General features: G+C 63.4%; 20 protein-coding genes and 1 tRNA gene. 11 read left to right on the forward strand and 10 right to left on the reverse strand.

The window, feature by feature from the left end; all coding sequences use genetic code 11:
- The first annotated feature begins 66 nt into the window (after nt 1–66).
- From V8J83_RS00725 to V8J83_RS00740, 4 genes are all read left to right on the forward strand, one after another.
- Entirely contained in the window at nt 67–267 is a 201-nt protein-coding gene (locus V8J83_RS00725; protein WP_339982364.1) for a hypothetical protein, read from the forward strand.
- 83 nt (nt 268–350) lie between these two features.
- A complete protein-coding gene (locus V8J83_RS00730) occupies nt 351–1,391 on the forward strand; it encodes an SH3 domain-containing protein (RefSeq protein ID WP_339982367.1) in 1,041 nt (346 codons plus the stop codon).
- A 140-nt stretch (nt 1,392–1,531) separates the two neighbouring features.
- Nucleotides 1,532–1,726: a hypothetical protein gene (locus V8J83_RS00735; RefSeq protein ID WP_339982370.1), complete on the forward strand. Its 195-nt coding sequence runs from the start codon at nt 1,532–1,534 to the stop codon at nt 1,724–1,726.
- A gap of 105 nt (nt 1,727–1,831) precedes the next feature.
- Nucleotides 1,832–2,446, forward strand: a complete 615-nt coding sequence (locus tag V8J83_RS00740; RefSeq protein ID WP_339982373.1) for an MliC family protein — start codon at nt 1,832–1,834, stop codon at nt 2,444–2,446.
- Between the two features lie 153 nt (nt 2,447–2,599).
- On the opposite strand, the gene glnA is transcribed toward V8J83_RS00740, so the two are convergent.
- Nucleotides 2,600–4,006 carry a type I glutamate--ammonia ligase gene (gene glnA / locus V8J83_RS00745; protein WP_339982375.1) on the reverse strand — a complete coding sequence of 469 codons (1,407 nt, stop codon included), beginning with the start codon at nt 4,004–4,006 and terminating at the stop codon, nt 2,600–2,602.
- A gap of 56 nt (nt 4,007–4,062) precedes the next feature.
- The gene (locus V8J83_RS00750) at nt 4,063–4,401 is read right to left on the reverse strand and encodes a P-II family nitrogen regulator (protein WP_339982377.1); all 339 of its coding nucleotides are present in this window, start codon (nt 4,399–4,401) and stop codon (nt 4,063–4,065) included.
- Nucleotides 4,402–4,566: 165 nt separating this feature from the next.
- Here V8J83_RS00750 and V8J83_RS00755 point away from each other — a divergent pair, with 165 nt between their 5' ends.
- Nucleotides 4,567–6,177, forward strand: coding sequence for an NAD(P)H-hydrate dehydratase (locus tag V8J83_RS00755; RefSeq protein ID WP_339982379.1), 1,611 nt, complete (start codon nt 4,567–4,569; stop codon nt 6,175–6,177).
- 147 nt (nt 6,178–6,324) lie between these two features.
- On the opposite strand, the gene V8J83_RS00760 is transcribed toward V8J83_RS00755, so the two are convergent.
- Entirely contained in the window at nt 6,325–6,936 is a 612-nt protein-coding gene (locus V8J83_RS00760; RefSeq protein WP_339982381.1) for a Hint domain-containing protein, read from the reverse strand.
- A gap of 162 nt (nt 6,937–7,098) precedes the next feature.
- Here V8J83_RS00760 and V8J83_RS00765 point away from each other — a divergent pair.
- Nucleotides 7,099–7,183: transfer RNA gene (locus tag V8J83_RS00765), tRNA-Leu, on the forward strand.
- A gap of 25 nt (nt 7,184–7,208) precedes the next feature.
- On the opposite strand, the gene V8J83_RS00770 is transcribed toward V8J83_RS00765, so the two are convergent.
- Nucleotides 7,209–8,084 (reverse strand): CobW family GTP-binding protein, encoded by an 876-nt coding sequence (locus tag V8J83_RS00770; RefSeq protein ID WP_339982383.1) that lies wholly within the window; start codon nt 8,082–8,084, stop codon nt 7,209–7,211.
- Nucleotides 8,081–9,706, reverse strand: coding sequence for an amidohydrolase (locus V8J83_RS00775; RefSeq protein ID WP_339982384.1), 1,626 nt, complete (start codon nt 9,704–9,706; stop codon nt 8,081–8,083). Before V8J83_RS00775 ends, V8J83_RS00770 begins: the two co-directional genes overlap by 4 nt.
- Before the next feature lie 167 nt (nt 9,707–9,873).
- Between V8J83_RS00775 and V8J83_RS00780 the strand changes: the two genes are divergently transcribed.
- From V8J83_RS00780 to V8J83_RS00800, 5 genes are all read left to right on the forward strand, one after another.
- On the forward strand, nt 9,874–10,866 hold the full coding sequence (locus V8J83_RS00780) for a TRAP transporter substrate-binding protein (protein ID WP_339982386.1): 993 nt from the start codon (nt 9,874–9,876) through the stop codon (nt 10,864–10,866).
- A gap of 78 nt (nt 10,867–10,944) precedes the next feature.
- Complete coding sequence (locus V8J83_RS00785) at nt 10,945–11,478, forward strand: TRAP transporter small permease (protein ID WP_339982388.1); 534 nt, start codon at nt 10,945–10,947, stop codon at nt 11,476–11,478.
- Nucleotides 11,475–12,770 carry a TRAP transporter large permease gene (locus V8J83_RS00790; RefSeq protein ID WP_339982390.1) on the forward strand — a complete coding sequence of 432 codons (1,296 nt, stop codon included), beginning with the start codon at nt 11,475–11,477 and terminating at the stop codon, nt 12,768–12,770. Before V8J83_RS00785 ends, V8J83_RS00790 begins: the two co-directional genes overlap by 4 nt.
- 7 nt (nt 12,771–12,777) lie before the next feature.
- Entirely contained in the window at nt 12,778–14,379 is a 1,602-nt protein-coding gene (locus V8J83_RS00795) for an N-acyl-D-amino-acid deacylase family protein (RefSeq protein WP_339982392.1), read from the forward strand.
- Nucleotides 14,380–14,497: 118 nt separating this feature from the next.
- The gene (locus V8J83_RS00800; RefSeq protein WP_339982394.1) at nt 14,498–15,526 is read left to right on the forward strand and encodes a LacI family DNA-binding transcriptional regulator; all 1,029 of its coding nucleotides are present in this window, start codon (nt 14,498–14,500) and stop codon (nt 15,524–15,526) included.
- Here the strand turns inward: V8J83_RS00800 and V8J83_RS00805 are convergent.
- From V8J83_RS00805 to V8J83_RS00825, 5 genes are read right to left on the reverse strand one after another with little or no spacing between them, the layout of a single operon-like run.
- On the reverse strand, nt 15,523–16,275 hold the full coding sequence (locus V8J83_RS00805) for a hypothetical protein (protein ID WP_339982397.1): 753 nt from the start codon (nt 16,273–16,275) through the stop codon (nt 15,523–15,525). The genes V8J83_RS00800 and V8J83_RS00805 overlap by 4 nt on opposite strands.
- Nucleotides 16,272–16,625 (reverse strand): hypothetical protein, encoded by a 354-nt coding sequence (locus V8J83_RS00810; protein WP_339982399.1) that lies wholly within the window; start codon nt 16,623–16,625, stop codon nt 16,272–16,274. The genes V8J83_RS00805 and V8J83_RS00810 overlap by 4 nt, the downstream gene beginning before the upstream one ends.
- A 12-nt stretch (nt 16,626–16,637) precedes the next feature.
- Nucleotides 16,638–17,453: a P-loop NTPase family protein gene (locus V8J83_RS00815; RefSeq protein ID WP_339982401.1), complete on the reverse strand. Its 816-nt coding sequence runs from the start codon at nt 17,451–17,453 to the stop codon at nt 16,638–16,640.
- Complete coding sequence (locus tag V8J83_RS00820; protein WP_339982404.1) at nt 17,450–19,507, reverse strand: dynamin family protein; 2,058 nt, start codon at nt 19,505–19,507, stop codon at nt 17,450–17,452. Before V8J83_RS00820 ends, V8J83_RS00815 begins: the two co-directional genes overlap by 4 nt.
- Complete coding sequence (locus V8J83_RS00825; protein ID WP_339982406.1) at nt 19,504–20,682, reverse strand: hypothetical protein; 1,179 nt, start codon at nt 20,680–20,682, stop codon at nt 19,504–19,506. Before V8J83_RS00825 ends, V8J83_RS00820 begins: the two co-directional genes overlap by 4 nt.
- Between the last annotated feature and the right edge of the window lie 3 nt (nt 20,683–20,685).

Below are 20,685 nucleotides of genomic sequence, written 5' to 3' on the forward strand. Positions count from 1 at the left end.
AAATTGTGCCCAAATGGTCGTATAATGGAGCGAACGGAAACAATTCGAACTGGGAAAGGGCACAAGATGGACCGTATATTGAACATGATCGTCCGCCGTGTGGTGGGGCGGGTGATTGGCCGCGTGGTGAACCGGGGCGTGGACGCTGGCATCGACGCGGCGACACGGCGCGGCGGTCCCCCGTCGCAGGGTCAGGCGGCGGGGCAGGCGGCGGCGCGTACCACCAAGGGGGCCTTGCGCATGGCGCGGCGGATTGGCCGGTTCTAGGCCCAAAGGTTAATTCCTCTCTTGGGTCCACCGCCAAAGCGCGGCAATGTGGGGGTGCTGCAATTCACAGGACACCACGCCCCATGTATCTTACCCGTTTCATCCTCAGCGCGGGGGCTTTGAGCCTCGCATCCGGTATGGCTGAGGCGCAATCCTATTCCTGTCCCGATTTCCGGGGCGCGGATGTGCGGATCACGTTGATCGAAGGCACCGACGCCGCCGTGGCGGAATTCATCGTACGGGCCGACAACCCCACCGGCGGGGCCGATCCCGTGACACTGCGCGAAGTGCGCGGCAGCGATGGGATCGCTTATGCGGGCGGGGATCTTTTGCTGCGTGGCAGCAAAGAGCTGCCGGAGTTGACCGCGGGCGATTTGGCTGTGACCTGCACCCTCGAAGGAGCGCAGACGGAACCCGCTCCCGCCGCGCAACCAGTCGAAACCCTAGAAGAGAACGAGGCTTCCGAAGCCCCGTCCGCCCCCCCGGCTGATACCCCCGCCGAGGACGTGACAGAAGGGGTGACCCCTGATCCCGTCGCGGACCCGGTCGCAGAAACAGCGCCCGACGCGCCCGAAGGCACCATCCCCGCGCTCTCTCTGGGTGGCAATCTGCGCGCCGGGCCCGGCACCGAATTCGAAGATGTCGGGGGGCTCGACGCGGGTACGGCGATCGCCCTGCAGTCGGACACCGGCGTGGCGTTCAACGGCTACAATTGGTGGCAGATCGTGCTTCCCAGCGGTGAAATCGCCTTCCAATGGGGCGGCGTCATCTGCGTGCCCGATGGCGGTGTCGCGGGGGTCGTCGCGGATGCGGATCTGTGCACACCCAACGCCCCCGCCGCCACGGCAGAGACCGCCCCCGCACCGCAAATCGTTAACAGCAACGGCATTCCCGCCCTCTCGCTTGGCGGCAACCTGCGCTCTGGCCCCGGTACGGCCTTTCCGGATATCGGCGATGCGGCGGCGGGCACCGAAATCACCCTCATCACCGACAGCGGCATCCCCTTCAACGGCTACAATTGGTGGGAAGTCGGGCTTCCGAATGGCGAGACGGCCTTTCATTGGGGCGGCGTGATTTGCGCACCGTCCGGCGGTGTGGCGGGCATTTTGGAAAGCTGCGAATAACGCGGCCCCCCATTCGCGGTTGCAGAGGGGCCACAGGTCACGCCCCTGTGCCACAATCTGGGCACCTGCGCCCAGATTTCGCCACATTTGCTCGCCAATCCTTTCTCAAGATCAAAAAAAACAGATCATGAGGCAGTATTATGGAGCGGATCGTTAGCAGCGTTTTGCGCTTTTTTTCCGCGGTGGATGCACCGCGTACGGATATCCACGTTAACCGGATCGCGATGGGCAGCAGCCATGATCGCGCGTTGGCGGCGTTCAAGGCCGATCAGGCTCGCATCGCCAGCAAGCAGGATGGTGCGACTTTCGTCACCAAGCGGACGGCGCAGAAGTAACTGCGACCTACGGAAATCCTTAAGGGCGCCCTTTGTGGCGCCTTTTTTATTTGCCAGCCGCCCCGATACAAGCAACCTTAACGCCGGTAACACTTGGGGAAGCCTATGCATTTCAAATCCTTACTGGTCGCCGCGGCGGCTCTGACCGCCCTGCCGTTCGCTGCGCAGGCCAACGTCAATTATCAATGTTCCTCCAATGTCGCGAGCGAACAGATCACCGCGACGCTGTTCGATGAAGAAGATGTGGTGGTCGTCTATTACGTGCAGGCCGCGACCGGGCTTGTGACCAATGAGATCCTCATGCGGCCCGCGCCTTCAGGAAGCGGGTTCCGCTATACCGGGCAGGGCCTTGATTTCATCGGGCGCGGCGACGAGGCGACCTTCACCGATGGCTCTGCATCGGTGTCGTGTTACGTGTCTTCCGTGGATGTCCCGGGCGGCGGGCAAGCGGGCGGCGGCGGCTATGATCCTCAGGTCGGGCCGTTTGCGGGCTTTTCCTTCGGCGGCAATTTGCGCGACGGGCCGGGAACAAACTTCCGCGATGTAGGCTCCACCTTCGAGGGTCAGCCACTGACCCTGCTCACCGACACCGGTCTCTTTTTCAACGGGTATTCGTGGTGGGTTGTGGTGCTGCAAAATGGGCAGCAGGCCTACCAATGGGGCGGCATCATCTGCGCGCCGGGCTATCAGCTTTCGGGTGTGTTCAACGAGGGCTGTTGATTGGCGTTTGAAAGGTTGGTTTTCAGTTAATACAAACTGAAAATACTTGGAAATCAATTTGTTAAGGCAGGGTAGCTCGCGTGCTACCCTGCCACGTTTCGAATAGAAAAGGGCGCCCCGCAAGGCGCCCTTTTCTGTTTCTCACGGCTGCGATCAGCAGCTGTAGTACATCTTGTATTCCATCGGGTGCGGCGTGTGCTCGTAGGCGTAAACCTCTTCCCACTTCAGGGCCGCGTAGCCGTCGATCTGGTCCTTCGTGAACACGTCGCCCTTCAGCAGGAACTCGTGATCGGCTTCCAGCTCGTCAAGCGCTTCGCGCAGACTTGCGCAAACGGTCGGGATACCGGCCAGCTCTTCAGGCGGCAGATCGTAGAGGTCCTTGTCGGACGGATCGCCGGGGTTGATCTTGTTCTGGATGCCGTCGAGGCCAGCCATCAGAAGGGCCGCGAAGCACAGGTAGGGGTTCGCCGCCGGATCGGGGAAACGGGCCTCCACGCGCTTGGCCTTCGGGCTTTCCGTCCACGGGATCCGCACGCAACCCGAGCGGTTGCGGGCCGAATAGGCGCGCAGAACGGGCGCCTCAAAGCCCGGGATCAGGCGCTTGTAGGAGTTGGTCGAGGGGTTCGTGAACGCGTTGAGCGCCTTGGCGTGCTTGAGAATGCCACCAATGAACCACAGCGCCTCGTCCGACAGATCGGCGTATTTGTCGCCCGCGAAAAGCGGCTTGCCGTCCTTCCAGATCGACATGTTCACATGCATGCCAGTGCCGTTGTCGCCCGCGATGGGCTTGGGCATGAACGTCGCCGACTTGCCGTATGCGTGGGCCACGTTGTGGATGATGTACTTGTACTTCTGAAGCTCGTCAGCCTGTTTGGTGAGGCTGTCGAAGATCAGGCCAAGCTCGTGCTGGCACGATGCCACTTCGTGGTGGTGCTTGTCGACCTTCATACCGATGCGCTTCATCGTCGAGAGCATCTCCGAGCGCAGGTCCTGACCTGCGTCGATCGGGTTCACGGGGAAGTAGCCGCCCTTGACGCCCGGACGGTGGCCCATGTTGCCCATCTCGTACTCGGTGTCGCCGTTCCAGGACGCGTCCTGGGCATCGACCTCGTAGGAGACCTTGTTGATTTCGACCGACATGCGCACATCGTCGAAGACGAAGAATTCCGCTTCGGGGCCACAGAAGAACTTGTCGCCGATACCGGATGAAATCAGATAAGCCTCTGCTTTCTCGGCGGTGCCGCGCGGATCGCGCTCATAGGCTTCGCCGGTGTCAGGCTCGACGATGGAGCAATGCAGGCAGATCGTCTTTTCGGCGTAGAACGGATCGACATAGGCGCTGCTGGTGTCGGGCATCAGCTTCATGTCGGAAGCCTCGATCCCTTTCCAACCGGCGATGGAGGAGCCGTCGAACATAAAGCCTTCTTCGAGGAAGTCCTCGTCAACCTGGTCCGACATAACGGTGACATGCTGCAGCTTGCCGCGCGGATCGGTGAAGCGGATATCAACGTAATCCGCATCCTCGTCCTTCACCATCTTCAGAAAATCTGCTGTGCTCATTCTGACCTTCCCTTGAGTTCAAATAGGCCCCGGTCGGGGGTGTTTCGTTGTTGTGTTCAGAGCGCGTCTTCGCCGGTTTCGCCGGTTCGGATGCGAATGGCCTGGCTGATGTCGGAAACAAAGATCTTGCCGTCGCCGATCTTGTCGGTCTTGGCCGCGTTGATGATGGTCTCGATCGCGGCGTCGGCCTGATCCTCGCTGAGAATGACCTCGATCTTCACCTTGGGCAGGAAATCGACCACGTATTCGGCACCGCGATAGAGTTCGGTGTGGCCCTTCTGACGCCCGAAGCCTTTGACCTCGGTGACGCTCAATCCCTGCACGCCGATTTCCTGGAGAGCTTCTTTCACTTCATCCAGTTTGAACGGTTTGATGATTGCTTCGATCTTTTTCATGGGCCGACTCCCCTCGCCATCCTACGGTTGTCCTGACACCATCTTGCGCGGGGGGCGTCCATGCAGCAGCGTGAGCAATGGCCAAACTTTGAGCAGAATCCGGTTGCGGCGACCACAAATTATGCAAAGCGCCAAAAAAATGGGCGAAAGTGAATCGGAGGGGCCATGCGCGTTCTGACTGCGCAGCAAATGCGAGACATCGAGTGCGACGCCATCACGTCGGGCCGTCACAGCGGTCTGGATTTGATGGAGCGTGCCGGGGCGGGCGTGGTGGAGCGGGTTTTGGCGCGCTGGCCGGATCTGGCCGTCGTGCCGCATCGTGCGGTTGTCCTTTGCGGGCCGGGCAACAACGGGGGCGATGGATATGTGATCGCGCGCCTGCTGTCCGAGCGCGGTTGGGAGGTCGACGTGCATGGCATGGGGCGGGTCGAGACGATGCCGCCCGACGCCGCCGAAAGCCGCCGCCGCTGGGAGGCCATCGGGCCGGTCGCGCCGTTGGACTCTGTCGCGGGGGAGGGGGCTGACCTGATCGTGGACGCCATCTTCGGGACGGGGCTAAGCCGTGGTTTTGCGCCGCTTGATCAGGTCGGCGCTTTGTTCCATGGCCTTTTCGCCGATGGGTTTTGGGGGCACGGGCAAGAGGTCGCGCCCCATGTCGTGGCAGTCGACATCCCCTCCGGTCTTGATGCCGATAGCGGCAAAGTCCTGTGGGTCGATGCCCAATGGTGCGGCGATGTTGCGGCGCATCTGACCGTGACGTTTCATCAGCCCAAGCTTGGCCATGTATTGGCGGACGGCCCGTTTTATTGCGGCGCGCTAGAGGTGGTCGATATCGGCTTGGCCGATCGGTCCTGCGGTGTGCCATTGGCACGGCTGCCGGATCCCATGCAAGCGGAGCCAAATTTGGGCAAGGGCCACGGCGCGCACAAGTTCGACCACGGCCACGCGCTTGTCGTGACTGGTGGAATGGGGCGCACCGGGGCCGCAAGGCTTGCCGCACGCGCCGCGCTCAGGGTCGGGGCGGGATTGGTGACCTTGGCTGCACCCGGGCCTGCGATAATGGAGTGCGCGGCGCAGATCACATCGCTGATGTTGCGCCGGTGCGATGGCGCGGAGGGTCTGACGGAAACGCTCGGGGACCGGCGGATGCGCGCGATATGCCTTGGACCGGGCCTTGGCACAGGAGCGGAAACGCGGGCGCTGGTGCACGCCGCGCTGCGGGTCGGCGCCGATGTCGGGCGTGGCTTGTCCGTTGTGCTCGATGCCGACGCCCTGTCCTGCTTCGCGGGGGCGGAGGCCGAGGTCATGCCGGAGTTGCGAAGCTGCGCGGTCATCACCCCCCATGGCGGAGAATTCGCACGCTTGTTCCCGGATCTGGCAGAGCGATTGGTGGCAAGGGTCAAGACGGGGCCCGCGTTTTCCAAGCTGGACGCCACGGTCGCAGCAGCACAGCGCGCGGGATGTGTGGTCGTGCTCAAAGGGCCGGACACAGTCATCGCCAGCCCCGACGGCAGAACCTGCATCCACGCGGCGGCGTATGACCGCGCCGCGCCGTGGCTTGCGACCGCGGGGTCGGGCGACGTTTTGGCTGGGATCATCACCGGGCTGCTGGCGCGTGGGCTCGACCCGTTTTGGGCGGCGCAGGCCGGCGTCTACCTGCATGTGGAAGCGGCCCGATTATTTGGACTGGGTCTGATCGCCGAGGATTTGCCGGATCTGCTGCCCGAGGTGTTGCGAAGAATTCTCCACGGCGAACACGGAAAAACGGCGCCCTGAGTAGGGGCGCCGTTTCCAGTTCCGTGGAATGTGGGCGGTCTGCAACGCCCGAACCACGGTTGAGCGCATCGGGGCGCTCCATCCTCTGCGGCGGTCTGTGTCCCGCCGATGCATCCCCACACGCAAACACCGTGCAGGTTTACCGGGCTAATGTGCCGAGGCTGCCACCATCGGCTTGTCTGCGGAGGCAAGCTCCAACCCGTCTGCATAGAGGATCTCTGGGGCACCGAAATATAGCGACAGCATGATCTGCTCGGCGCCGGTTTCGGTGCGAATGAATGTGCCATCGACCAGGCGCGCGGCGGGGATGGCGGCACAATCCGTGCCCCAAAGCGCCTGCGCGCGCCAATCGCGGACCAGCACACGCTGGTCAGGCATTATGATAATGTCGTTCGAGGGATGGCCGCCAAGCGCGCTCGCCGAGATGCGGATCCGCGTGCTGCCTGCGGGAAGAAGATGACGGGTGACCGCTTGCACAGCGCGCGCGCCGCGTCGTGTGATGATGCGGTCACCGGGAGTCAGAAACTCCACAGGCAGTGCGCCATCGAGGGTCAGGACCTGCGTCCCGGGCGCCAGGCCGGCGCCGCATTCGCTAAGGCCGCCGACCATCTGGCCAAAGGGCGATCCGGTTGCATCCGCCATGTCGAGACGCGCGCTTGCGATCGGGCACCGGGTGCCTTGGTGCGTTGCGCGAAGCGCGACGGCATCCGCAGGCGTCGGATAGGCCTTTTGGGGAGTGTTGTGCGCGGCGTTGATCATCTGTTGTCCTTGCAGGCCTTTTGGAAAAGTAGGCCCGTTAACCATCAAAGGTCGTGGAGGATTCGGGCATATTGTGGGCGAAAGCTGGTTGCCTTTAGGTAAATCATGCGGAGATTTTTGGCCTCGCCATGATCGGGCAGGCCTGCTACACGCGCCGCCGATGCGGGTGTGGCGGAATTGGTAGACGCACCAGATTTAGGTTCTGGCGCCGCGAGGCGTGGGGGTTCGAGTCCCTTCACCCGCACCACTTTTTTGGCCGACCGTCCTTCGGACTACCTGAGGCCGGAGTGCCGGTTCGCGGGCCACCATGCTTCGACCGCAGCCTTGTCCAGATGCGCGGCCAAGCCGATGCCGACCAGGCCCGGTTTTGCGCCGTCCTTTGCCGCAGTCACGTTGATCTGCTGGCCCACGACTTGCACCACCCACCGTTGTCCGCTCGCGTCCAGGACCACGCCTTTGACCCGGAATAGCCCGGTCGGGCGCGTGGCCAAAGCCTGCCGCAGGGCATGCAGATCACCCGCAAAGACCCCATCGCAGGCCCATGATGTGTGACTGGCGTGGGACTCGGGCGCGGTTTGCGGCGGGGTGTCGGTGACCAAGCTGAGGAGTGTGTCGGGGGCGGCGTCCCGGACCATCGGCGCGTCGGTGAGCGTTGCGATTGCCGCCGCGTGTCCCGCATCGGGCTCCTTGCTGACCCAGATCAAGTCGGCTTTTGCGATTTGCGCGGTCACTTGCGGGCCGATCAACGCGTCGCGGTGCAGATCGGCAAAGCTTTGTCCGTCCACCACGGTGACGATCCCGCCGTAGCGCAAATCCGGCTCGGCCAATGCCACGTTGGCGATGCGGGCCGGGTCGGACACGCCACTGGCCTCGATGATGAGATGATCCGGGCGCGACGCACGGTCCAGAACGTCGCCGATGGCCATGAACAGATCAGCGCCCATGGTGCAGCACACGCATCCGTTCGAAAGTGCGATCGTGTCCTCGTCGCGGGAGATGAGCAGGCTTTCGTCGATGTTGATGGCGCCGAAGTCATTCACCATAACCAGCAACTTCAATCCATGCGGCGCGGCGAGCAGCCGGTTGATCAACGTGGTCTTTCCCGCGCCCAGATACCCCGCAATCACTGTCATCGGCAGCGGCGTCACAGCAGATGGGTCCGCCCGCCCACCACGGTGCCAAGGACGGCAATGTCGTGCAAAGCGTCGGGCGCGACCTCGGTCGGATCTGTGGCAAGTACGGCGAAATCAGCGCGCTTCCCGACGGTGATCGAGCCAATTTCGGCGTCCATCTTGAGTGTCTGAGCCGCGCCAAGCGTGATCGCATGCAGCGCCTCGGGCACAGTGATCTTCTGTGCGGTGCCCAGGGTTCGGCCCGACATGGTGATGCGATTGACCGCGCACCAGGCGGTGAAGAGCGGGCCCATCGGCGTCACCGGCGCATCGGAATGGATGGCGACGGTCAGGCCCGCGTCGAGTGCCGAGCGCACGGCATCCATACGCTGCGCGCGGTCCTCTCCAATGGTCAGCGCGACGTGCTGATCGCCGAAATACCAGATGTGATTGGCGAATAGGTTAACGGATATCCCAAGTGCGGCGCAGCGGCGGAACTGATCCGCGTCCATCATCTGCCCGTGTTGCAGGACGTGGCGATGATCGGACCAGGCCGCCTTACGCATGGCCGCCTCCAGCGCGTCGATCACCACCTCGGAGGCCTCATCGCCATTGACGTGGATGTGCATCTGAACACCCGCCGCATGCAGCGCGGCACAGGTTTCGACGATCTGGTCGGGGGCCATGTTCCACAACCCATTGGGCTGCCCGCCGACATAGCCGGGCCATTTCACCCGCGCGGTCCAGCCCTGGATGGAGCCGTCGGTCATCAGCTTCACCGCGCCGAGCCGCAGCTTTTCGGTCGACCGCGCCCTGAGCGCCAATGCGCGCGCGGCCAGCGCATTTGGATCCCCCGTGGCCGCAAGGGCCGGGACGATGCGCAGCGGGAAGTTTGCCTCGCCTGTGACCGCGATCATGGTGTCCAGATCTTCGTCCTCCAGTTGCGAGAACAGGTCCGTCACCGTGGTCACACCGGCCCTGCGCGCGACCTCTCCATACGATCGGATCGCGCTTTCGCGTTGCGACAGAGCGCGGAAATCAATGCCCAAGCGGCGCATGATCGGGAACATCGCCGCCATTTCCTGCAACTCGCCTGTGGGCGTGCCGTCTTGGCCTTTCACGACGCCTTCGACATTCGTGCCGCCGTCGTATCCCGCCATCCCAAGTGCTGCGGAATTCACGCACATCAGGTGGAAATTGGAGAAGATGATTGCGATGGGCCGCTTGGTCGAAACGCGGTCCAGATGTGCCGCGCCGAGCCGTTCGCCGGGAAGGAAGATCGGGTCGAACCCCCAGCCGATCAGGGGCTGATCCGCGGGCAGGGTGGCCTCTACCTCCTGCAGGCGCGCGACGACCGCATCGAGTCTATCGAGCCCTTCCCAAAGCTTGCCTTGCGGGTCGATCCGGTCGTGATATCCCATATAGGCATAGTCCCAGATCGCGCCCGCCATCATGTGCGCGTGCCCCTCGACAAGGCCGGGCATCAGGACCGCATTGGCAAGGCTGTTGTCGTGGCGCGGCGCGCCCCAGGCGTCAGCGCAAGTGGCATCGCCCACCGCAAGGATGTGCCCGTCGCGCACGGCAACATGGGTCGCGTGGGGGCGGTTTGGGTCCATGGTGATGATCTTGCGGGCCTTAAAAACGGTAATATCGGACATGGAATGCCTCCCTTGCCGACAGGCCTAGCGCAATCGGCCGTGGGGGAGGAACCGATTTTTGCAGGGCGCGCCCGGGTTAATTCCGTTTGCGCAAACAAATCGTTAGGCGGTTACAAAATCCCGTGCCAAACTTTGATCAAAACGTAAGACCAAAAGGGAGAGTGCAAATGAGTTTCCACCTGAAAACAGCGGCCACGCTTGCCGCACTCGCGATGACGACGACCGCGGTCACGGCGCAGGACATCACGATGAACGTGGGCTTCGGCGCACCCGAAGACTCGCTCTACGGCCGGTTCGGCGCGATTTTCGAGGAGCTGGCCGAAGAATATACCGGCGGATCGGTCGATGTGCGGCTGCGCTGCTGCAACCAGATCGCGACCGAGGACGAAGGCTTCCGCGCGATGCAGCTTGGCACCGTCGATGGCTTTTTCATCACCGCCAACAACGTGTCGCCGCATTGGCCGCTGATGGATGTGACGGTGCTGCCCTACATCTTCCAGAACGAAGCGCATCTCGCGCGCGTGGTCGATGGTGAGGTCGGTGCCTTCATCCAGTCGCAGCTTCTGGAAGACACCGGCGTGCATCTGCTGGCCTTCGGTCCGGCGCTGTACCGCGACTTCTACAATTCCGTGCGTCCGGTCGAGACGATGGCCGATATGGACGGCTTGCGCATCCGCACGCCCAACAACGAGGTCATGCTGGCCACGTTCGAAGCCTTTGGCGCGAACCCGGTGCCGCTGGCATGGTCCGAGACGCCGACTGCGCTTCAGACCGGGACCGTCGATGGCGGTGACAACGGCACGTCGTTCATCCGCGACATGAGCTTCTATGAGTTCATGCCGAACCTCGTGATCCTCGAGCACTTCGTCTCGATGGCGCCGCTGTTTGCATCCTCGCCGTTCATGGAGCGTCTCAGCGACGAGCAGCGCGAGCAGATCATGCGTGCCGCCGCCGATGCCAGCGCCCAGTTCAGCGAAGAGGTCCGGACCGAGACCGAGGAAATCCGCACATGGCTCGTCGAGCAGGGCGGAATGACCCGCACCGACCCTGAGCGTGCCGACTTCATCGCCGCCGCACAGACCGTGCAGCAATCCGTAGCCGAAGAGCGTGGGCAGGAGTTCGTCGACCTCGTCAACATGATCAACGCCGCCGCCGAATAGGGCGCACAGGACGATCCTGCGGGGACCGCCTGCGATCGGCCCCCGCCTTATTTGACCTCACGCCGAAAGGGACAGGCGATGGTCGTGCTCAGATGGTTGGAAAAGCACTTTGAAGAGGCGCTGTGTTGCATTGCGCTGGTGGTTATCTCGGTGGCGGTGTTCTCGCAGGTGATCGCGCGCTACATCTTCGAAGTCGCGTTGCATTGGACGGAGGAAACCGCCGCGATTGCGATGGTTTGGGCGGTCTACATGGGCGCGTCGCTGTGTGTGCGCGAACGCTTCCACATCCGCATTCTGGTCGCCGTGCAGGCATTGCCCACGGGCCTTGGCCGGGTGGTGATCTTTCTGGCGGATATCGCCTGGGCGTTTTTCTGCGTCATCATGCTGGTCGTGTCATGGCAATACCTCACGGTGCTGTGGCAGTTCCCGTCGCGCTCGCCGTCGTTGCGGATCAACGAATTCTACCCTCAGACCATCCTCGTTATCGGCTATGCCTTCATGCTGCTGCGCCTGGCTCAGACCTATTTCCTTTGGTTCCGCGACGGGGCCGAGGGTTTGCCGGGGATGTTGGTGGAAGACGGCGACAAGCCGGATGAGGAGCATCTGTTTTGAACGAGCTTCTGATCCTTGGGTTGGTCTTCACCGTTCTGGTGGTGATGGGCGTGCCGCTGTTTGCCGCCGTTGGCCTGACCACAGCTTTGGCGCTGTTCCTGATCGAGATCCCCTACACCCTTCTGGCGCAGACCGGCTATTCGAGCCTTACGCCATTCCCGCTTCTGACCATCCCTTTGTTCGTCCTCGCCGGGCGATTGATGGAGGTCGGGGGCATGGCGAACCGGATGATCGGGATCGCCACGAAACTGGTCGGGGCCTATCGCGGGTCGATGGGCCTTGTGACGGTCTTTGCCTGCATGTTGTTCGGCGCGCTGTCGGGATCGGGGCCCGCCACAACGGCGGCCATCGGGTCGGCCACCGTGCCGGCGATGAAGAAGGACGGCTACGACGTGCCTTTTGCCGCGGCGATCACCGCAAGCGCGGGAGCATTGGGCAGCCTCATTCCGCCCTCGAACCTGATGATCATCTATGGCCTCGTGTCCGAGACCTCGATCCCGCGCCTGTTTCTTGCGGGCATCTTGCCGGGCTTTCTGGTGACCACGCTTTTGATGCTGACGACCTATATCATCGCGCGGCGGCGCGGCTATGGGGGCGGCGGTGATCCGTTCACATGGGGCCCGTTCCTGAGCGCCGCGTGGGAGGGCAAATGGTCCATCGGCGCGCCGGTCTTGATCTTGGGCGGCATCTACGGCGGGGTTTTCACCCCGACCGAAGCCGCGGGTGTGGCGGTTTTCTATGCGCTGTTCGTGGGGCTGTTCATCTATCGCGAATTGACGGTGAAGAAGGTCATCGAAGCGCTGCGGTTCACGGCCCTTTTGACCGGTATCCTGATCTTGCTGACGCCGACGCTGGCGTTCGGGCAATTGACCGCGTTTTACGATGTGCCGGCGGCGGTGCAGGCGGGGATCACGTCGATCACCACGAGCCCGTTTCTGGTGCTTCTGCTGATCGGGGTGTTCTACATCTTCATCGGCACGTTCATGGAAAGTCTGGCGCAGATCGTGCTGTTTACCGCCGTTTTCCTGCCGCTGGTCACGTCGCTTGGCATTGATCCGGTCCTGTTCGGCATCTTCACGGTCATCACTTGCGAGATCGGATTCCTGACCCCGCCGCTTGGTGCGAACCTGACCATCGCGTCGCGGATTTCGGCGATTTCGCTAGAGCGGATTTCGGTCGCCGTTCTGCCCTTCATCGGGGCCTATATCATCGGCATGATCATCATTATCCTGATCCCGGAACTGACACTGGCCTTGCCCAATTGGGTCTACGGCCCCGCATCTGTGAGATAGGCGTCCCATGTTCGACACGATCCTGAAGGGCGGAGAGGTTCATGACGGAACCGGCGCGCCGCCACGCATCGCCGATGTTGGGATCAAGGACGGAAAGATCGTTGAAGTCGGCGAGATCAACGCCGACGAAGGCGAGATCATCGACGTTTCGGGCCTGGCCGTCAGCCCCGGTTTCATCGACATGCACACCCATTCCGATTTCACCCTGATCGCCGATGGGCGCGCCGAAAGTCAGGTGCACCAAGGTGTGACGACCGAGGTAATCGGCCAATGCGGCATCTCCTGCGCGCCGGTGTGTTCGCATGCCGCGATCCGGCAGGTCAGCCCGTGGTTCACCGAAAAGGCCAAGCACCGCAAATGGCTTGGGTTTGGAGAATATCTCGACGTTCTCGATGACACCGGCCTTGGCGTGAATGTCGTGGCCTTCGTGGGTCACGGCACGATCCACCGGGCCGTTTTGGGCGATGAGATGCATGCGGGCGAGCCCGACGATGTGGCGGCCATGGCCAAGCTGGTCGATCAATGCATGGAAGAGGGGGCAGGCGGGTTCTCAAGCGGTCTGGAATACTTCCCCGGCATCCTTGCGGCCCCCGATCACCTTGTTCCGATGGTGGAGGTCGCCGCCAAATACGGGCGGCTTTACGCCACGCACGTACGCAACCGCGACACTGAATATGACCTTGGATTCACAGAGGCGATGAGCACGGCGCGGCAGGCCGGTGCACGGCTACAGATCAGCCATATCCAGCCCAAGTTCGGCGCGCCCGGCCATGCAATGGAGCATACGTTGGAGATGATCGACATCGCGCGGAGCCATGACGGCGACATCGCCTTTGACGTGATTCCGCACGATTGGAACCATACCTTGATGGCGGCGATCCTGCCCAAATGGGCGCAGGCGGGGTCCATCGACGATGTGCTCAAACGCCTGGCCGATCCGGACATGCGCGAGCGGATCAAGGCCAACCCCAAGCCCATGTGGCTCATCGTGAAGGCGCGGCAGTGGAAGGATATCGTTCTGTTGAACGCGACCCAAAACAAGGATCTGGTCGGGGCCGATTTCGAAGAGATCGGGCGCATGCGCGGGGTCGATCCCTATGATGCCGTGCTCGATATCCTGCTGGAGGAAGGCGATAACCTGATGGCGACGATGTGGTCGTCGAAAAGCTTCCGCAATTCGGATGTCGAATTGTGCCTGACCCAGCCTGAATGCGCGGTGATCTCGGACACGGTGGCCATCGCGAATGACGGCGTCCTGAGCGATCATGTCGGCTCGCTCAGCGGCTATGGGTGGGCGGCGCGGTTCTTGCAATATTACGTACGCGACCGGGGCATCCTCAGCCTTGCGGAGGGGCTGGCGAAGATCACTTCGATCCCCGCGCAACGCTTGGGACTAAAGAGGCGCGGCAAACTGCGGCCCGGCTATCACGCTGATATCTGTGTCTTCGATCCGGCCGCCATCGCCTCCAACGTCACGGCCCGAAATCCGCGCCGCTACGCATCGGGTATCGCGCATGTGCTGGTCAATGGTGCGCTGTCGATGCGCGATGGGCAGCGCACGCAGGTCAACACCGGCCGTGTCCTGCGCGAGTTCCAAAGCCAAGGATAACCGCCGCTGCGAAACGGGCGGACATCTTGTCGGATGTGAAAGGGGTTGTGTTGGCGATAGGGAGGAAAAGTGGCACGTCCTCAGGATGGGCTTCGTTCCGCAAATGGGCTGACCCAGCATGACGAAAGACGCAAAATCGGCACCAACCCTGGAAGATGTGGCGCGCCTTGCCTCGGTCTCGACGGCGACGGTATCGCGCAGCCTCAACTTCCCGGAACTCGTCTCGGATCAGACGCGCGAGCGGGTTCAAAATGCCGTGGACGAGTTGGGATATTCGCCGAACTTCGGGGCGCGCGCGATGGCGTCGCAACGCACGCGCACCATCGGGGCGATCATCCCCACGATGGAAAACGCGGTCTTCGCGCAGGGCATTCAGGCGTTCCAGGAAGAATTGGACGCCGACGGCTATACGCTGCTGGTTGCAAGCTCGGCCTATCGCACCGACCTCGAAGAGAAACAGATCCGCTCGTTGATTGCACGCGGTGCCGATGCGCTGTTGCTGATCGGGTTCAAAAGGGCCCCGGCGATCACCGCGTTCATCAAGGCGCGCAATGTGCCGACGTTGATCACCTGGGCGTTTGATCCGTCGCGTACCGATGCCACCATCGGGTTCGACAATCGCCATGCCATGCGCCGCCTGACGGAGGAAGTCTTGCGCCTTGGCCATCGCCGTGTCGCGTTCATTGCGGCCGATACCGATACCAACGATCGCGTTGCGGAACGCCTGCGCGGGGCCTCTGAGGCGATGCGTGAGGCCGGGTTGTCCGCCGATGATCTGGTGATTTATCGCACGCGTTACGGGATCGACACCGGGGCGGCGGGCTTTGCGTCGGTGATGGGCCAACCGGACCGCCCCTCGGTCGTCATGTGCGCCAATGACGTTCTGGCGGTTGGTGCCGTCAAACAGGCCCATGAGATGGGGCTGCGCGTGCCCGAAGACGTGTCGATCACCGGCTTCGACGACATCGAATTGGCGCATGTGACGACGCCCGAGATCGCGACGGTGCGGGTTCCGCATCGCGAAATGGGCCGCCGAGCGGCGCGGGCGCTGATTGCGTTGCTGGAGGATGGCACGGCGTTGGAAAGTCAGCATCTTGATACCGAACTGCGCCTGCGCGGCTCGCTCGGACCGGCGCCGAAGTCCTAGGTTTGCGTCCGGGCCCAGAGCGCAAGGGCCGCGCCCGGGCTCATGTCGCGCAGCACCAACAGGCCGATCATCCCCACATGCCCCACGATCAGGTGGCAGCCGGCCGACGCTCCCGCGCGCGGCAAGACAAGTGTTCCGTCGGTTTCCAATGCCCCGGCGAGCGAAAAGGCCTGATCAGTGATTTCAAGGAACAGATCGGTGATCTCGGGCAAAAGCGCGTCGATCGCGGCCTCGGACCCGGTCAATGGCGCGATCTCATCGCCGGCCATTGCAAAGCTTGCCTCCACCTCGGTGGGCGCGCTGTCGGCCACGGCTGCGATGCGGGTCTGAAAATCGTCGGAGGCAACTTGTGCAGGCGCGGGAGCCAGCCGCTCGATCAATGCGCTGGCGGCGATGCCGAGGCTGTCGAACGGGTCAGCGGTTTGCGCGCCCGTTGTTTGAAAGGCAGCAAAGGTGCCCGCGGGGCAGGTGGTCTTCAGGGCGTCGGCCACTGCGTCGCAATCCTCTGGCCCGAGGGCAAGGTTCCAGGGTGGCGCGCTGGGGGCGTTCTTCTCCATGCGGTGCAGACGGCGGTTGCGCAGGTAGAAGGTGAGGTGGACACCATCTTGCAACCGGGCCTCCATCCGTCGCGGCAGGATCGTACGGTTGATCGCATTGGTCAGCGCGGTGACCGGGGGCGCGGCGTGCGCCGGCTCGCCAATCATCGCCGTGGCATTCAATGTATCGCGAAGACGTGCCAGAGGGGTCATGCCGCAGCCTCCCAAGGTTCAATGCCCTGCGCGAGGGTGTCGAGCTGCGCGAGCATGATATCCACATCTGCGTCCGGCGACATCAGGCAGGTCAACGCCACGTTGCCCAAATGCGGCACCGCCCGAAACGCGCGGATCCCGTTTGGCGTCAGGAACAAGGCCCACGTGCGGCGGGTGGCGGACTGGGCCATGATCTCAAAGGCCGAAGTGCTTATCGCGTCCAGATATTCCTGCGGATAGGCCAACGCCCCATCCGCCGCCAGAACGGTGCGTGAACGGATGTCGCTCAGGACCAGCAGGGCGCAATCGGGATGCGCGGCGCGGAAATCGGGAAACGTGTTGGGTGTCATGGGTTGAGGCAATCAGATCAGGGCATTCGCGTCGGTCGTGCGGCGCCTGTGCTTGGGGACAGTGCCGAGTGTCGAGACACGGCGGGGATTGGTGATAAGCGGGCGGACGCAGGGCGCGCTCTCGTCGCGCGTGGGACGGTCGGGTTGCCGCGGCGGTGCCTTAAACGGTTCGGCATGGGTGCAGAGATCTTCCAGCGCCGTCATGACCTCCGACAAGCCTGAGGCCTCACATTGCTCGAGCGGGGCCTGCGCCGACAGCAGCGCCACCGGCAGCACGTGCCGGAACTGGTCCGCTGTCTCGGAGCGGACGCGCTGCAAAACCCGTTTGCGGTCTGTCGTGCTCACCTTGTCGATACGTGTCAGCAACAGCATGCTGCGGTGTTGCAGGGCGGCGGGCATGGCATCCCAGAGCGCGGCCTCCGATTGACGCCAGGCCTGCGTGGCAGGTGTGCACCAGATCGCGATATCAACCTGCGGCATGAGCCGGTCCCAGGTGTCTGGCGCCATGTTCGGGTCCGAGCTTCCCGGCATGTCGAACAGATCAAAGCGCGCGAGGATCGCGGCGTCCGACGCCACCTTCACGGCCTTGGTGCCCTCCACCGGGACCGAATGTGCCGCGTCCTCGGGCAGGGCTTCTTCGGTGTCGTCGTCCAGAATGCGCAGAGGAGCGGCATCCCCGAAGGTGTACCACAGCGGCGGCATCTGCGTTGCAGTGACCCGCACCGGAGATTGCGTGCGGCCCAACAACAGGTTGGCCAAGGTGCTTTTGCCTGCGGAAAACTCTCCCAGTAGGGCGACGCGCAGCGGGGCGTGGGATATGTGGGTCATGGTCGTCCCTCGTGCTGGTTCATCGGGAAATCTGTGAGGATGGAATGCGCCGCCGACAAGGCGTCGCTTTGGGCGGCTGAGGCGTGCACCTGATCGCGGCGCATCTGGTCGAGATCGGATGTCGTATGCGCGGCCAGCCCCATCAGCACATTGCACTGCTCGGCGACGAAGGTGTTCAAAACGGCGCGCAACGCATCGGCGTGGGGATAGGCATGATCGTCGGCCAAAGTGGCGGCCATGGGCGCCACTTCGGCCTCGATCAGCGAGCGGAATTCATCGGCATAGGCGGTGTAGTCGCGCTTGCGCCGCCACCATCGGCTCCACCAGCTGCCTTTGATGTCGAGCGCGATGGTTTGGCCCAACATCACGGGCACCGGAGCATCGGGCACGACTGGGGCCTCCAGCGCAAAGCCCGAATGGCTGAGGCCGAAGACCTCTTCGAATAGGGTCTGCAGGGCGGTGGAAGTGTCGGTGAAGACCTTTGCCGCGGCGCGGTGCGACTTGGCGCAAAAGACGTTGTAGCCTGATTTCAGCAGCAGGCGCAGGCCCGAGGGCTCATAGGTCCATTCGATATCCTCGCCATAGGATTCCAGATGTCGGACCAGCGCCGTGGTGGCACGGCTGGTAAAGGTTTCCTGCGCCTTGGCCAGCCGCAGATCGAGGTCTGCGGTCAGGGCGGCGCAGGTCTTTTCCAATTCGCGCCGCCCTTCCGCGGTGATCGCCTCGACCGATTTTGCAAGCGCTGCGGGGTCCACAGGGTCCAGGCGGCGTTCGACCTGACGGCGATCGGCGACGGCCTGTGCGGCCGCGATCGCGCCCGCGATGTTGCGCGCCGCAGAGGCCACGCGCGCCAGAACCGCTGCGCCTTCACCTGCGGTGATCCGCTCGGCCATCGCTCGGCCAAGCTCCGGGAGGCCCGAGAGCTCCCAGACCATGCGGGTGGTGTCCTTTTCCAGATCGCCAGTGTTGGCCTTGAACCGGGCCCAGTTCAACAACGCCTCGGCGCTGTCGCGGCCCATCCGGCCCAACTCTGCCGAGAGCGCAGCATTGGCCCATTGCGCGCTGCCGAAGAGGATTTCGGCCTCGGCCGGGATGCTCAGGGATTTCAGCGTCGCCTCGATGGAGGCGCGGATTTCCGGGATGTCGCGGGCAGGATCGGTCAATTCGTCGACCCGGTTCACGAAAATGATCACGTCGCGCGCGGGTACGTTGGCAATCAGCCGCACCAAGGCCAGGTCCACATTCGACAACGCTTGATGCGCCGAGAGGACCACGACGCAAAGCTTGCTGCCGCGGATGGCGTTCACGGTGATCTGCTCGCGCACCATGAACGTGTCGTTCACCCCGGGCGTGTCGCGCAGGCACAGCGATAGCGGCAGGGCCGGTTGGCAGATCGCAAGATCTGCGGCGCGGGTGATGTCGGCAAACCGCCCTTGACCCTCCGCGCCATCTTCCTCGTCGCCCAGGCAGACATAGCGCTGCACCAATTCGGCATCGACATAGCCGTAATCATGGGTCTGGCCGAGCAGCATCTCGAATTGCTCGCCCAGGCGCGCGCGGGCGGCGCTGCGCATGCTGTCCAATTGGCGGCGGACTTTTTCAAGCTCCTGATCGGCACCCGCGCGGCTCGCCAATTCACCGACCCGCCCACCGGTGGTCAGAAGGTTCGCCCATTGTGCATCAGTAAAGAACCGGAAGCGGGCCTTTTGATTGGCCTCACTGCGGCGCGGCGACAGGTGCATCGACGTCACGACCGAGGTCCACGGATTGATATCCGAGGGCAGCAGGCCAAGCTTGCCCGCCATCGCGTTGGCCAGCGAGGTCTTGCCCGCCTTCACCTGCCCGATCAGCGTGACCGACGGCTCGAAGCTGCGCAATTGCTGGCGTAGCGCGCGTATTTGCTCGGCATGATCCTTGCCGCCGGCGACCTGCAGGTGATCAAGCGCGGTTTCCAATCGGCTCAGGTCGCGCGCCAGCGGCGTGAGGCCGCGATAGGCCTGCGAAACAAGGGCCTGTTCCGGAGGCAGATTGTCGAATTCGGCGTCGTGTTTCATGCCGCTGCCCCCCGTCCAAGACGACACATGTCAAAGCTCTGGCGCAATTGATGCAGAAGCCCGGCCGCGTCTTCGACCTGATCCGGACCGGCCTCCATCTGAAGCAGCAGCACGAGGTCCGTCGCCTCTTCGATCATGTCGGTCATGTCGATGAATTCCGGCAGATCATCGGGCCAATCGGCGGCGCGGTCGCGCAGCGCCTCGGTGGTTTCCGCCACATGGGTCAGCGCGATCTGCGGCCAATCCGGCTCGGCCCCGGGATCGGTCCATGCGAGGTCTTCGGCCAGCGCCCGTGCACGGCGGGCCAGAAACAGCGTGGGCTCGGACAACACATCGCGCAGCCGGGCCAATTGCCCGTGGCTTCGGTCGAGGGGCGGCCGGGCGGTGGCATCCAACCGTGCCGGAACGCCCGCCTCCGACGCGGCCACATCTGCGTTCAAATGGCCGAGGCGATGCAACAAAACGTGGGCGGCATCGACATCTGCCATGCGTGCTTCATCAATGTCATCGCGCAACCGGTGCAGCAGGGCGTCGATGTCACCGGGCAGGGGCAATTGCATGTACCCGGCGAATTGGCGTCTGGCTTCATGGTGGGTCACGTCGGCGCTCGGCTGCGTCTCGACGAGATAGGCGCGGTGGGTCAACCGCTCGGGCGCATTGGCCCAGATCCGCGCGTCGACGACCGAGAAGCGCGGCGTGCACCAGACGGCGATATCCGTGCGTCGCGCGGCCCAGGACAGAGCCGGGCGGTGCATCGACGGGTTCGCCTCAAGCGACAGGGCCAGAAAGGACATCAGCCGCAACGCCTCAATCGGCGCATCGAGTTGCAGGAAAACCGGCGCCTCGGCCAGAAGATCGGAATCGGGCCAGCCGTCGCATGCAAGATGCGTGCCGTCCTCAAGCGTGGCGAGTGTCTGAACGCGCGCGCCATGACCCATTTCGATGGCAGAGGGCAGCGACAGGCCATCGGGCGCGATGTCGGTGCCCAGAATGCCGTAGACGATGGTGCGCAGATCGCCTTGCGCGGGCCCCATCAGGCAGACCCGCACCGGCTTGCGCAGCGCCTCGGCCAGATCTGCACAACGTGCCGCATCCCGGGACGGGAGGCGACCGGAGGCGACAAGGCTGTCCAGCTTCGCAAGGGTGTCGGTTGGGTCTACGGCTAGGGCCTGCATGGG

It is taken from the genome of Gymnodinialimonas ulvae (assembly GCF_037543845.1).
Taxonomy (GTDB): domain Bacteria; phylum Pseudomonadota; class Alphaproteobacteria; order Rhodobacterales; family Rhodobacteraceae; genus Gymnodinialimonas; species Gymnodinialimonas ulvae.

Coding starts and splice junctions, on each gene's coding strand:
- V8J83_RS00725 (WP_339982364.1), top strand. CDS start 67: ATGGACCGTATATTGAACATGATCGTCCGCCGTGTGGTGGGGCGGGTG.
- V8J83_RS00730 (WP_339982367.1), top strand. CDS start 351: ATGTATCTTACCCGTTTCATCCTCAGCGCGGGGGCTTTGAGCCTCGCA.
- V8J83_RS00735 (WP_339982370.1), top strand. CDS start 1,532: ATGGAGCGGATCGTTAGCAGCGTTTTGCGCTTTTTTTCCGCGGTGGAT.
- V8J83_RS00740 (WP_339982373.1), top strand. CDS start 1,832: ATGCATTTCAAATCCTTACTGGTCGCCGCGGCGGCTCTGACCGCCCTG.
- glnA (WP_339982375.1), bottom strand. CDS start 4,006: ATGAGCACAGCAGATTTTCTGAAGATGGTGAAGGACGAGGATGCGGAT.
- V8J83_RS00750 (WP_339982377.1), bottom strand. CDS start 4,401: ATGAAAAAGATCGAAGCAATCATCAAACCGTTCAAACTGGATGAAGTG.
- V8J83_RS00755 (WP_339982379.1), top strand. CDS start 4,567: ATGCGCGTTCTGACTGCGCAGCAAATGCGAGACATCGAGTGCGACGCC.
- V8J83_RS00760 (WP_339982381.1), bottom strand. CDS start 6,936: ATGATCAACGCCGCGCACAACACTCCCCAAAAGGCCTATCCGACGCCT.
- V8J83_RS00775 (WP_339982384.1), bottom strand. CDS start 9,706: ATGTCCGATATTACCGTTTTTAAGGCCCGCAAGATCATCACCATGGAC.
- V8J83_RS00780 (WP_339982386.1), top strand. CDS start 9,874: ATGAGTTTCCACCTGAAAACAGCGGCCACGCTTGCCGCACTCGCGATG.
- V8J83_RS00785 (WP_339982388.1), top strand. CDS start 10,945: ATGGTCGTGCTCAGATGGTTGGAAAAGCACTTTGAAGAGGCGCTGTGT.
- V8J83_RS00795 (WP_339982392.1), top strand. CDS start 12,778: ATGTTCGACACGATCCTGAAGGGCGGAGAGGTTCATGACGGAACCGGC.
- V8J83_RS00800 (WP_339982394.1), top strand. CDS start 14,498: ATGACGAAAGACGCAAAATCGGCACCAACCCTGGAAGATGTGGCGCGC.
- V8J83_RS00805 (WP_339982397.1), bottom strand. CDS start 16,275: ATGACCCCTCTGGCACGTCTTCGCGATACATTGAATGCCACGGCGATG.
- V8J83_RS00810 (WP_339982399.1), bottom strand. CDS start 16,625: ATGACACCCAACACGTTTCCCGATTTCCGCGCCGCGCATCCCGATTGC.
- V8J83_RS00815 (WP_339982401.1), bottom strand. CDS start 17,453: ATGACCCACATATCCCACGCCCCGCTGCGCGTCGCCCTACTGGGAGAG.
- V8J83_RS00820 (WP_339982404.1), bottom strand. CDS start 19,507: ATGAAACACGACGCCGAATTCGACAATCTGCCTCCGGAACAGGCCCTT.
- V8J83_RS00825 (WP_339982406.1), bottom strand. CDS start 20,682: ATGCAGGCCCTAGCCGTAGACCCAACCGACACCCTTGCGAAGCTGGAC.